This is a genomic window from Xenorhabdus innexi (assembly GCF_002632485.1).
Classification (GTDB): domain Bacteria; phylum Pseudomonadota; class Gammaproteobacteria; order Enterobacterales; family Enterobacteriaceae; genus Xenorhabdus; species Xenorhabdus innexi.
Window position 1 is genome coordinate 41,921 of sequence record NZ_NIBU01000004.1, and the last position, 11,781, is coordinate 53,701.

Below are 11,781 nucleotides of genomic sequence, written 5' to 3' on the forward strand. Positions count from 1 at the left end.
AGTGGATTATTAAAATGCCAAAGATTAAAACAGTACGCGGCGCAGCTAAACGCTTCAAGAAAACTGCCAGTGGTGGTTTCAAGCGTAAGCACGCTAACCTTCGTCACATTCTGACTAAAAAATCAACCAAGCGTAAACGTCATTTACGTCCAAAAGGCATGGTCTCCAAAGGTGATCTGGGCCTGGTTGTTGCTTGTCTGCCATACGCATAAGCAATAGCATTTTTTTTAGATTAGAACTCAGAGACGATAGGAGAAGTATATGGCTCGCGTAAAACGTGGTGTTATTGCCCGTGCACGTCACAAGAAAATTTTGAAACAAGCGAAAGGTTACTACGGTGCCCGTTCGCGCGTTTACCGTGTTGCTTTCCAGGCAGTTATCAAAGCTGGTCAGTACGCTTACCGTGACCGCCGTCAGCGTAAACGTCAATTCCGCCAATTGTGGATTGCTCGTATTAACGCTGCTGCACGTCAGAACGGCATGTCTTACAGCCGTTTCATCAACGGCCTGAAGAAGGCTTCGATTGAAATCGACCGTAAGATTCTGGCTGATATCGCTGTATTCGACAAAGTAGCATTTGCTGCTCTGGTTGAAAAAGCAAAGGGCGCTCTGGCATAAGTCAGGTTAAAAGAGGGAGCCTTTGCTCCCTCTTTTACTTTTTTCCAAAATATGCTTACTATTAGCCAGCTCATAAATAGTCAGGTTGACAAGGATACAGGGGAGAGAATAAAAATGATGAAATTGGCTTTTTTTCGTTTCTTTTTTTACTTTAGCGCCTGAAATTAGGGGGCTTTGCGCGTAAGAAAAGAAACGAAAAACAGCGCTTGAGCCTCCGGTCTGGAGGCTTTTTTATTTTTATGACCTCATTAAGAGCAACAGACTTTGAGGGCATAGTCGATAACAACTAAAAGGCCATCTGGCCGAAGGAAGAGGAAAACGATGTCACATCTTACTGAGCTGGTTGCAAAAGCAAAAGCAGCCGTAGAAGAAGCCCAGGATGTTGCCGCGTTGGATTTGGTGCGAGTTGAATACCTGGGAAAAAAAGGCCATTTAACTCTCCAGATGTCATCGTTGCGTGACTTGTCCGCTGAGGAACGTCCAGCGGCAGGGGCTGTTATTAACCAGGCAAAACAAGAAGTGCAGGAAGCTTTGAATGCACGTAAAGCCAAATTGGAAGCAGATGTTCTGAATGCCCGTCTGGCAGCAGAAAAAATTGATGTTTCATTGCCTGGCCGTCGTATGGAAAATGGCGGATTACATCCAGTCACTCGTACGATTGAACGAATTGAAACTTTCTTTGGTGAGTTGGGCTTCTCTGTTGAGTCAGGCCCGGAAATTGAAGACGACTATCATAACTTTGACGCGCTGAATATCCCTGCACATCATCCGGCGCGTGCTGATCATGACACATTCTGGTTTGATGCAAAACGCCTGCTGCGTACGCAAACTTCAGGTGTTCAGATCCGCACTATGAAAAATGGTCAGCCGCCTATCCGTATTATTGCGCCGGGTCGGGTATACCGGAATGATTATGATCAGACACATACCCCAATGTTCCATCAGATAGAAGGGTTGATTGTTGATAAAAATATCAGCTTCACCAATCTTAAAGGTACGTTGCATGACTTTTTGAATAACTTCTTTGAAGAAGATATGCAGGTTCGCTTCCGCCCGTCTTATTTCCCGTTTACTGAGCCATCCGCAGAGGTTGACGTGATGGGTAAAAATGGCAAGTGGCTGGAAGTATTAGGCTGTGGCATGGTTCATCCGAACGTATTGCGTAATGTTGGCATCGATCCCGAAGTTTATTCTGGTTTTGCCTTTGGTATGGGAATGGAACGCTTGACGATGCTGCGTTATGGCGTCACCGATCTACGTGCTTTCTTCGAAAATGATTTGCGTTTCCTCAAACAGTTTAAATAAGGCGGGAATATTTCATGAAATTCAGTGAACTCTGGTTACGCGAATGGGCGAATCCTGCCGTCAGTAGCGAAGAATTGTCTGATCAAATCACTATGGCGGGTTTGGAAGTTGATGGCGTTGAAAAAGTAGCGGGTCAATTCCACGGTGTTTTTGTCGGTGAAGTTGTTGAATGTGGTCAGCATCCGAATGCAGATAAACTGCGCGTCACAAAAGTTAATGTTGGCGGTGATCGTCTGTTGGATATCGTCTGTGGCGCACCAAATTGTCGTCAGGGGCTGCGTGTAGCGGTTGCTACCGTTGGTGCGGTATTACCGGGTGATTTTAAAATTAAAGCTGCCAAATTGCGTGGTGAGCCATCAGAAGGTATGCTGTGCTCGCTTTCCGAGCTGGGAATTAGCAGTGATCACGAAGGTATCATTGAATTACCTGCTGATGCGCCGATTGGTTCCGATTTACGTGATTACATGAAATTGGATGATAGTGCGATTGAAATCAGCATTACGCCTAATCGTGCAGATTGCCTGAGTATTCAGGGAGTTGCCCGTGATGTTGCTGTTATCAATAAACTGACCATGAATGAGCCGGTCATTGAGCCGGTTAAACCGGCTACAGATGCGTCATTTGCTATTCGTGTTGATGCTCCAGAAGCATGTCCGCGTTATTTAGGGCGTGTTATCAAAAACGTCAATGTTAAAGCAGTAACACCATTGTGGATGCGCGAAAAACTGCGTCGTGGTGGTGTTCGTTCTATTGATCCTGTTGTTGATATCACCAACTATGTGTTGCTTGAGCTGGGTCAGCCATTACACGCGTTCGATTTAGAACGTTTGGACAGTTCTATCGTTGTCCGTCTGGCAGAGCAGGGTGAAAAATTAACCCTGTTGGATGGTAATGAAGTGGAACTTTCTGTTGATACTCTTGTGATTGCTGATGAAAAGCAATCACTTGCAATGGCAGGGATTTTTGGCGGCGAATATTCTGGTGTTAGTACAGAAACTCAGCATATTCTGCTGGAGTGTGCTTTCTTTGCACCATTGGCAATTACTGGTCGTGCTCGTCGTTACGGCTTGCATACCGATGCCTCTCATCGCTTCGAACGTGGCGTTGACCCACAGCTGCAATTTAAAGCAATGGAATATGCAACACAGTTACTGCTTGCTATCTGTGGTGGGGAAGCTGGTGAGATTATCGATGTTACCAGTGAATCTCATTTACCGAAGCCAGCAACTATCACACTGACTCGTAATAAATTGGACCGCTTGATTGGTCATCATATTGTGGATGAACAAGTCACGGACATCCTGACCCGTCTGGGTTGTCAGGTAACGATTCAGAGTGGTAACTGGGAAGCTGTAGCGCCGAGCTGGCGTTTTGACATGCAGATTGAAGAAGATCTGGTTGAAGAAGTTGCCCGTATTTATGGCTATAACAATATTCCGGATGTACCGGTACGCGCTGATTTGGTTATGACTTCACACCGTGAAGCGGATCTAGCCCTTAAGCGCGTCAAAACCATGCTGGTGGACAAAGGTTATCAGGAAGCCATTACCTATAGTTTCGTCGATCCGAAGCTTCAGCAGCATTTACATCCGCAACAGGAAGCGCTAATCCTGCCAAATCCGATTTCGGCCGATATGTCAGCAATGCGCTTGTCTTTGTTGACCGGTCTGCTGACTACAGTTGCTTATAATCAGAACCGTCAGCAGAATCGAGTACGATTATTTGAATCAGGTCTGCGTTTTGTACCTGATGAAAGTGCAGAATATGGTATTCGTCAGGAATTGATGCTTGGTGGTGTTATAGCCGGAAATCGTTTTGATGAGCATTGGTCGATTGAAAAACAAGCAGTTGACTTCTTCGATTTGAAAGGTGATTTAGAATCCGTTTTAGAACTGACGGGTAAACTATCAGAGGTTTCCTTTAAAGCGGAAGAACATCCTGCCTTGCATCCCGGACAAAGTGCTGGGATTTATCTGGGAAATAAATACATTGGTTACATCGGGGTCGTTCATCCGGAGCAGGAACGCAAACTTGACTTGAATGGCCGCACCGTGGTATTCGAATTGTTGTGGAACAAACTTGCGGACCGCATAATTCCTGAAATGAAGGAAGTTTCTCGCTTCCCATCCAATCGCCGTGATATCGCGATAGTTGTGCCTGAAAATGTAGCCGCAGAAGATATTCTGGTTGAATGTAAGAAAGTTGGCGTAAATCATATAGTTGGCATAAACTTATTTGACGTGTATTGTGGTAAAGGTGTCGCGGAAGGCTATAAAAGCCTTGCTATTAGCTTAATCTTGCAGGATACCTCGCGTACACTGGAAGAAGAAGAGATTGCTGCGACCGTTAGCAAATGCGTTGCTGCATTAGAACAGCGATTCCAAGCATCCTTGAGGGACTGAACTTATGGCGCTTACTAAAGCTGAAATGTCAGAAAATCTGTTTGAAAAACTGGGTATTAGCAAGCGTGACGCTAAAGATCTAGTGGAAATGTTCTTTGAAGAAGTGCGTCGTTCTTTGGAGAATGGGGAGCAGGTTAAGTTATCTGGATTTGGTAACTTTGATTTGAGAGATAAAAATCAACGTCCGGGTCGTAATCCGAAAACTGGTGAGGATATTCCTATTACTGCTCGCCGGGTTGTCACCTTTCGCCCTGGGCAAAAGTTGAAGAGTCGGGTAGAAAAAGCGTTACCAAAAGAATAAAATCTAAAAAGGCCGCAATTATGCGGTCTTTTTCTTGCCTTTTATCCTGAATAATTTCACTTCTCATGTTACCGAAACATCATTTACCGACATATTCTGTTTCTGAACTCATCACCCGTCAGAAAAAACGTGACTATCGAGTGATCGCTCTCCTGTTTATTTTATCCACTATATTATTTATTTTATCGCTGTCTGCCGGTGAAATATGGTTCTGGCCTACTCAATGGTTGTCTGATTCTGCCCAGTTATTTATTTGGCAGTTGAGATTACCCAGAGCACTGGCAGTATTTACTGTTGGTGCAAGTCTGGCTGTGTCAGGTGCGGTAATGCAGGCGTTATTTGAAAACCCATTAGCTGAACCCGGATTATTAGGAGTCAGCAATGGTGCCGGGGTCGTGGTTGTTTTTTTGATACTTATTTTTCATGGCATTGCGCCATTATGGCTATTAAGTGTTGGTGCAGTTTTAGGTGCTCTTTTTATGACGGCAATTTTGCTGGGCTTCGCTAAAAGGCATCAAGTCACTAATGCGCGCTTACTATTAATAGGTGTTGCTTTCGGAGTGGTATTCGGTGCTGTGATGACATGGATGGTTTATTTCAGCACCAGTCTCGACTTACGCCAATTGATGTATTGGATGATGGGCAGTTTCAGTGGTATTGACTGGCGCCAGATATGGCTGGTGGTTGCACTATGCCCATTGATTCTCTGGTTAAGTGGAACCGGAAAAACACTTAATTACCTCTCTCTTGGTGAATTACAGGCACAGCAATTAGGGATATCACATCATAAGTGGCGTAATTTATTCGTATCGGCAGTAGGGTTATTGGTTGGTTTGAGTGTAGCTCTTGCCGGGGCGATTAGTTTTATCGGATTAGTCATCCCCCATATTTTAAGATTAACAGGGTTGACCGATCATAAAACTTTATTGCCAGCCTGCACATTAGCCGGAGGAAGTTGTTTATTACTGGCAGATTTATTCTCCCGTTTATCTTTATCCCATGCTGAAATACCGATAGGTGTTGTTACTGCAACTTTGGGAGCACCTGTTTTTATCTGGTTGTTATTAAAAACATCGAGAATATAAACAGGTTAAGAAAATGTTGGAAAATCATCAGAAAAATCAGAATAGGGAAGAAAGTATGATCCGGGCAGCGCTTTTAGTATTGGATAATATTACTGTCCACAATAGACTGAATTCGTTATCTGCCTCCGTTAAGGCGGGAGAGAAAATTCATTTGGTTGGGCTGAATGGTTCCGGGAAAAGTACCTTACTTACAGCTATTGCCGGGATGCTACCCTATAATGGCTCTATTTACCTTAATGGAAAAAATTTATGTGATTATCGGCAGAGTGAACTGGCCAAATGTCGGGCATGGTTCTCTCAATCGGTTTCGGCTCCTGTAATGCCTGTTTTTCAATATCTCGATATGTATCGTCCTGAGTCAGCTTCCTTGTCTGAAAGCGAAAAAGTATTACATGAAATTTGTCAGCAACTGAAACTGACTGCTTTACTGACTTCAACAATCGGCCAATTATCTGGAGGAGAGTGGCAGCGAGTGAGGTTAGCAGGTGCTTTTTTGCAGGTATCGCCTGAACTTAATCCGGCCGGTAAGCTGCTGATTCTTGATGAGCCGACCAATAATCTTGATATTACACAGCAAGCTATTTTAGATAAATTAATTAACCAATTTTGTGTATCAGGTGGGACAGTTTTAATGAGCAGCCATGATCTTAATCACACTTATGAACAGGCTGACAATGTATGGTTGCTTGCTCGTGGTGAGTTATTTTTATCGGGTGAGCCACATAATACGATGAATGAAGTAAATTTATCCGGAATTTTTGAAGTAAACATTAGACATATCCAAAATACTAGCTATAAATTATGGAGGGTAGATCATCTCTAATCTTTAAAGGTAGAAAGTCACTTAGGTTGACTGTTTTTTCTCTCTTTTTTCTGTTGATTGCCCTTAGTTTGTTTGCTTGTAGTTATTTTGTCTATGAAGTGTTCGTCAGAATCTCTTTAATTATAAAATGAGTCAGGCTACGCAAGGCGATTATGAACAATTTTTTACCATTCTCCCGTCCATCGATTGGACGTGAAGAAATTGAGGCAGTAGAACAGGTTTTACGTTCAGGTTGGATTACCACAGGGCCACAAAACCAGCAGCTAGAACAGAATTTTGCCCAAATGTTTGGTTGCAGACATGCTATTGCCCTGTATTCTGCTACGGCTGGAATGCATCTGGCATTACTGGCATTGAAAATAGGCTCCGGTGATGAAGTCATCACACCTTCTCTAACTTGGGTCTCCACCATTAATATGATTTGCCTGTCAGGTGCTGAACCGGTCATGGTCGATGTGGATCGTGACACATTGATGGTCAGCGCAGAGACGGTCAGGCAGGCGATTACTCCAAAAACTAAAGCGATTATTCCCGTCCACTATGCCGGGGCTCCCTGTGATCTCGATGCATTGCGCGAGGTTGCCAAAGAGGCAGGCATTCCCTTAATTGAAGATGCGGCTCATGCAGTCGGAACCCGTTATAAAAATGAATGGGTAGGCGAGCGGGGAACCGCTATTTTTTCTTTCCACGCTATCAAAAACATGACATGCGCTGAAGGTGGCATGTTTGTGACTGATAATGATGAACTTGCGAAGAAGATCCGCAGCCTGAAATTCCACGGTTTGGCTGTTGATGCATTTGATCGGCAGGTTCAGGGCCGGAAGCCACAGGCTGAGGTTATTGAACCCGGTTTCAAATACAACCTGTCGGATATTCATGCGGCAATGGCGGTTGTTCAGTTAGGTAAACTGGCATCTATGAATGCCCGTCGGCGGGAATTGGTGTCCCGATATACAGCCGCTCTCCATGATTCTCCTTTAAAAATGCTGAGTGTTCCTGAATATGAACATCAGCATTCTCATCATTTATTCATGGTACGGGTTGATCCAAAATTTTGTGGTATTGACCGTGACACTTTCATGACTCGTTTGAAAGAACGCAATATTGGTACAGGGTTACATTTCAGAGCAGCGCATACACAAAAATATTATCGGGAACGTTATCCAACTTTATCTCTGCCTGAATCTGAATGGAATTCAGCGACACTTTGTTCATTACCTCTTTTTCCAGATATGAGTAATGACGATGTGGATCGGGTTGTTAACGCGGTATTGGAAATTATTGCGGAGTAAAAACAGTGGGATTTGAAGAAATTAAAAAAGTTTCAGTTGTTATTCCTGTTTATAACGAAGAAGAAAGCCTGCCCCAGTTATTAGAAAGGACTATCTCTGCCTGTCAGCAACTCAAGCAGGAATACGAATTAATTATGGTGGATGATGGCAGCCGTGACAGCTCTGCGGATATTTTAACCCGAATAGCCGCAGATCCTGAAAGTTATGTCATTGCAATTTTGCTGAACCGTAATTACGGGCAACACTCTGCAATTATGGCGGGATTCCATCAGGCAAGCGGTGATCTTGTTATCACTCTTGATGCCGATTTGCAGAACCCGCCAGAAGAGATCCCCCGTTTAGTGGAGGTTGCCGAAGAAGGCTATGATGTTGTGGGAACACGCCGTGCCAACCGACGTGATTCATGGTTCCGCAAAACCGCTTCTAAAATGATTAACGCAATGATAACGAAAGTGACGGGTCGTTCTATGGGCGATTACGGCTGTATGTTGCGGGCATATCGTCGCCATATTGTGCGGGCGATGTTGCAATGCCATGAACGCAGTACATTTATTCCTATTCTTGCCAATACATTCGCCCGCCGAACGATTGAAATCGATGTCACCCACGCAGAACGCGAATTCGGTGATTCTAAATACAGTTTTATGAAGTTGATAAACCTGATGTATGACCTGCTGACCTGCCTGACGATTGCGCCGTTACGGTTACTGAGTGTAGTGGGAAGCATTATTGCCGTGACGGGTTTTCTGCTGGCTGTATTGTTAATCGCTTTGCGCCTGATTTTTGGCTCCATGTGGGCTGCTGAAGGTGTTTTTACCCTATTTGCTATTCTTTTCATGTTTATTGGTGCTCAATTCGTCGCAATGGGGTTACTCGGAGAATATATCGGTCGCATATATAACGATGTTCGTGCCCGCCCACGTTACTTTATTCAAAAAGTGGTCGGAGATAAAAAGACCAACAATAATCAGGAAGAAAAAGAATGAAAGCAGTAATTTTTGCCTACCATGATATTGGTTGTACCGGACTTAATGCATTAATGAAAGCAGGTTTTGATATCCGGGCTATTTTTACTCATGCGGATGATCCGAATGAAAATAATTTTTTCTCTTCTGTGGCTCGTGCGGGTGCAGATTTAGGTTTATCCGTATTTGCTCCGGAAAATGTGAATCATCCACTCTGGGTTGAACGTATTCGTGAAATGCAGCCGGATATCATTTTTTCATTTTATTATCGCAATATGCTCAGCCAGGATATTTTATCATTGGCAAAAAAAGGGGCATTTAATCTGCATGGCTCTTTGCTGCCAAAATATCGAGGCCGTGCTCCGGTTAACTGGGCAGTTTTAAATGGTGAGACAAAAACAGGCGTGACATTACATAAAATGTCAGTAAAAGCTGATGCCGGAGATATTGTTGCACAGCAGGCCGTACAGATTGAGAAAACAGATACCTCACTGATCGTACATGGGAAAATCCGTGAAGCGGCAATTGAATTACTGGATGATATTCTGCCCCGGCTTAAAGCAGATAATTACACCTCAATCCCACAGGATGAAAGTCAGGCTACCTACTTTGGCCGCAGAGCCGCAGAGGATGGTGAAATTTTCTGGCATAAATCTGCGGAAGAGATCAATAACCTTGTCAGAGCTGTGACAGAACCATATCCCGGCGCTTTTACTTTCCTCGGTGAGCGAAAAATCACAATCTGGCGCTCAGCTCCGTTGAATAAAACACACGGTAAGCAGGCAGGCACTGTGCTTTCCATCGATCCGCTGGTTATTGCATGTGGAACGGGAGCTCTGGAAATTGTCACCGGGCAGAGTGAAACAGGCATTTACGTACAGGGTGGTCGGCTTGCTCAGGAGATGGGCATAGTAACAGAGGTTCAGGTCGGGCAGAAAGCCACTGCACAGTTTCCTCGGCGTAAACGGGTTTTGATTCTGGGGGTGAACGGTTTTATCGGCAACCACCTGACAGAACGTCTGCTGAATGACGGCAATTATGATATTTACGGCATGGATATTGGTTCTTCTGCGATTGAGCGTTTTATTGGTAACCCTCATTTTCATTTTATTGAAGGTGATGTCAGCATTCACACCGAATGGATCGAATATCACATCAAAAAATGTGATGTCATTCTGCCATTGGTTGCGATAGCCACACCTATCGAATATACCCGTAATCCACTGCGTGTTTTTGAATTGGATTTTGAAGAAAACCTGAAAATTGTTCGTTATTGTGTGAAATACAATAAACGGATTATTTTTCCTTCAACTTCAGAAGTCTATGGCATGTGTGATGATAAGGAGTTCGATGAAGATACCTCGCGTCTTATTGTGGGGCCAATTAACAAGCAGCGCTGGATTTATTCCGTCTCCAAACAGTTACTCGATCGGGTCATCTGGGCATACGGTGAAAAAGAGGGTTTGAAATTTACTCTGTTCCGTCCGTTTAACTGGATGGGGCCACGTCTGGATAATTTAAACTCAGCGCGTATTGGCAGTTCCAGAGCAATTACCCAGTTAATTTTAAATCTGGTAGAAGGCTCTCCGATAAAGTTAGTGGATGGTGGAGAACAAAAACGCTGTTTTACTGATATTAATGATGGAATTGACGCGCTATTCAGAATCATTGAAAACAAAAATGGCTTATGTGATGGAAGGATTATCAATATCGGTAATCCGACGAATGAAGCCAGCATCCGTCAGTTAGCTGAAATATTACTGAATAGTTTTGAAAAGCATGAATTACGTGGGCATTTTCCTCCTTTTGCCGGTTTTAAGAAGATCGAAAGCAGCAGCTATTACGGTCAGGGTTATCAGGATGTTGAACATCGCAAGCCCAGTATTAAAAATGCGGCACGTTTGCTGGGGTGGAAACCCACGATCGGTATGGAACAGACGGTTGATGAAACACTGGATTTCTTTTTGCGTGATGCAGTGCAGGAATTAAACAGGAAAAAGAAGCATACAGAGCATATACCTGATGGATTTTAAGTTGTGTCATGGTGAATGAGCGTAGCCAAAAAGAGGCAATTTGAAAGACGAAGGATAGATATTATGCAAAAAGTCGGTTTAAGAATTGACGTAGACACTTATCGGGGCACTAAGGAAGGTGTTCCGCGATTGCTTAAAATTTTACAGCGTCATTATATTCAGGCCAGTTTTTTTTTCAGCGTTGGCCCGGACAATATGGGGCGTCACTTGTGGCGCCTGCTGAAACCTAAGTTTTTGTGGAAAATGTTAAGATCAAACGCTGTTTCTCTCTATGGCCCGGATATTTTGTTGGCAGGGACAGCATGGCCGGGAAAGAAAATTGCAAAAGACTTAGGTCATCTGATGAAACAGACGATAGAAGAGGGCCATGAAGTCGGCCTGCATGCCTGGGATCATCAAAGCTGGCAGGCAAAAGCAGGGCGTTGGTCTGAATCAGAATTAGCAGAACAGATACAGCTCGGTGTTGATGCATTAGAAACGGCGACAGGGCAGGCTGTAACATGTTCGGCTGTTGCGGGCTGGCGCGCAGACGAGCGGGTGCTGGTGGCTAAGCAGCAATTTGGTTTTAATTACAACAGTGATTGTCGAGGAATACACCCATTCAGGCCGCTGTTGCCTGACGGAAGTTTAGGAGCCGTTCAAATCCCGGTGACATTGCCAACTTATGATGAAGTTATCGGTACACACGTCAATGATACCCGCTTTAACCATTTTATTCTGGATGCTATTCAAAACGCTCGTGGTGTTCCTGTTTATACCATTCATGCAGAAGTTGAAGGTATGTCTAAATCTTCACAGTTTGAAACACTATTGGACATGCTCCATCAGCAGGGTATTCAGTTCTGTCAATTAGGTCATCTACTCCCTGAAAACCCGGAAACATTGCCTGTCGGGAGAATTGTTCGTTCCGATTTTCCCGGTCGTGAGGGCTGGTTGGGTTGTCAACAAGAGGTATAA

General features: G+C 44.1%; 12 protein-coding genes and 1 other annotated feature. All 12 genes read left to right on the forward strand.

Features of this window, described 5'->3' with window-relative positions; translation table 11 throughout:
• The first annotated feature begins 14 nt into the window (after nucleotides 1–14).
• Nucleotides 15–212: a 50S ribosomal protein L35 gene (gene rpmI, locus Xinn_RS02675; protein WP_006118955.1), complete on the forward strand. Its 198-nt coding sequence runs from the start codon at nucleotides 15–17 to the stop codon at nucleotides 210–212.
• A gap of 49 nt (nucleotides 213–261) precedes the next feature.
• Nucleotides 262–618: a 50S ribosomal protein L20 gene (rplT, locus tag Xinn_RS02680; protein ID WP_010847342.1), complete on the forward strand. Its 357-nt coding sequence runs from the start codon at nucleotides 262–264 to the stop codon at nucleotides 616–618.
• Nucleotides 619–729: 111 nt separating this feature from the next.
• Nucleotides 730–854: a sequence feature (Phe leader region), on the forward strand.
• Nucleotides 736–780: a pheST operon leader peptide PheM gene (gene pheM, locus Xinn_RS23380; protein WP_198688755.1), complete on the forward strand. Its 45-nt coding sequence runs from the start codon at nucleotides 736–738 to the stop codon at nucleotides 778–780. It overlaps the preceding feature by 45 nt.
• An 85-nt stretch (nucleotides 855–939) precedes the next feature.
• The gene (pheS, locus tag Xinn_RS02685) at nucleotides 940–1,923 is read left to right on the forward strand and encodes a phenylalanine--tRNA ligase subunit alpha (protein ID WP_086953404.1); all 984 of its coding nucleotides are present in this window, start codon (nucleotides 940–942) and stop codon (nucleotides 1,921–1,923) included.
• A gap of 14 nt (nucleotides 1,924–1,937) precedes the next feature.
• On the forward strand, nucleotides 1,938–4,325 hold the full coding sequence (pheT, locus tag Xinn_RS02690) for a phenylalanine--tRNA ligase subunit beta (RefSeq protein ID WP_086953403.1): 2,388 nt from the start codon (nucleotides 1,938–1,940) through the stop codon (nucleotides 4,323–4,325).
• Between the two features lie 4 nt (nucleotides 4,326–4,329).
• Nucleotides 4,330–4,626, forward strand: a complete 297-nt coding sequence (ihfA, locus tag Xinn_RS02695) for an integration host factor subunit alpha (protein WP_086953402.1) — start codon at nucleotides 4,330–4,332, stop codon at nucleotides 4,624–4,626.
• 65 nt (nucleotides 4,627–4,691) lie between these two features.
• Nucleotides 4,692–5,711: a vitamin B12 ABC transporter permease BtuC gene (btuC, locus tag Xinn_RS02700; RefSeq protein WP_086953401.1), complete on the forward strand. Its 1,020-nt coding sequence runs from the start codon at nucleotides 4,692–4,694 to the stop codon at nucleotides 5,709–5,711.
• A gap of 13 nt (nucleotides 5,712–5,724) precedes the next feature.
• Nucleotides 5,725–6,534: a vitamin B12 ABC transporter ATP-binding protein BtuD gene (gene btuD, locus Xinn_RS02705; RefSeq protein WP_422645994.1), complete on the forward strand. Its 810-nt coding sequence runs from the start codon at nucleotides 5,725–5,727 to the stop codon at nucleotides 6,532–6,534.
• A gap of 152 nt (nucleotides 6,535–6,686) precedes the next feature.
• Nucleotides 6,687–7,826 carry a UDP-4-amino-4-deoxy-L-arabinose aminotransferase gene (gene arnB / locus Xinn_RS02710; protein WP_086953400.1) on the forward strand — a complete coding sequence of 380 codons (1,140 nt, stop codon included), beginning with the start codon at nucleotides 6,687–6,689 and terminating at the stop codon, nucleotides 7,824–7,826.
• A gap of 5 nt (nucleotides 7,827–7,831) precedes the next feature.
• The gene (arnC, locus tag Xinn_RS02715) at nucleotides 7,832–8,812 is read left to right on the forward strand and encodes an undecaprenyl-phosphate 4-deoxy-4-formamido-L-arabinose transferase (protein WP_086953399.1); all 981 of its coding nucleotides are present in this window, start codon (nucleotides 7,832–7,834) and stop codon (nucleotides 8,810–8,812) included.
• Nucleotides 8,809–10,824: a bifunctional UDP-4-amino-4-deoxy-L-arabinose formyltransferase/UDP-glucuronic acid oxidase ArnA gene (gene arnA / locus Xinn_RS02720; protein ID WP_086953398.1), complete on the forward strand. Its 2,016-nt coding sequence runs from the start codon at nucleotides 8,809–8,811 to the stop codon at nucleotides 10,822–10,824. The genes arnC and arnA overlap by 4 nt, the downstream gene beginning before the upstream one ends.
• Before the next feature lie 63 nt (nucleotides 10,825–10,887).
• Nucleotides 10,888–11,781: a 4-deoxy-4-formamido-L-arabinose-phosphoundecaprenol deformylase gene (gene arnD, locus Xinn_RS02725; protein WP_086953397.1), complete on the forward strand. Its 894-nt coding sequence runs from the start codon at nucleotides 10,888–10,890 to the stop codon at nucleotides 11,779–11,781.

Excerpts from the sequence above, each read along its gene's own strand:
- rplT (WP_010847342.1), top strand. The coding sequence starts at position 262 with ATGGCTCGCGTAAAACGTGGTGTTATTGCCCGTGCACGTCACAAGAAA.
- pheS (WP_086953404.1), top strand. The coding sequence starts at position 940 with ATGTCACATCTTACTGAGCTGGTTGCAAAAGCAAAAGCAGCCGTAGAA.
- arnD (WP_086953397.1), top strand. The coding sequence starts at position 10,888 with ATGCAAAAAGTCGGTTTAAGAATTGACGTAGACACTTATCGGGGCACT.
- btuC (WP_086953401.1), top strand. The coding sequence starts at position 4,692 with ATGTTACCGAAACATCATTTACCGACATATTCTGTTTCTGAACTCATC.
- pheT (WP_086953403.1), top strand. The coding sequence starts at position 1,938 with ATGAAATTCAGTGAACTCTGGTTACGCGAATGGGCGAATCCTGCCGTC.
- btuD (WP_422645994.1), top strand. The coding sequence starts at position 5,725 with ATGTTGGAAAATCATCAGAAAAATCAGAATAGGGAAGAAAGTATGATC.
- arnA (WP_086953398.1), top strand. The coding sequence starts at position 8,809 with ATGAAAGCAGTAATTTTTGCCTACCATGATATTGGTTGTACCGGACTT.
- rpmI (WP_006118955.1), top strand. The coding sequence starts at position 15 with ATGCCAAAGATTAAAACAGTACGCGGCGCAGCTAAACGCTTCAAGAAA.
- ihfA (WP_086953402.1), top strand. The coding sequence starts at position 4,330 with ATGGCGCTTACTAAAGCTGAAATGTCAGAAAATCTGTTTGAAAAACTG.
- arnB (WP_086953400.1), top strand. The coding sequence starts at position 6,687 with ATGAACAATTTTTTACCATTCTCCCGTCCATCGATTGGACGTGAAGAA.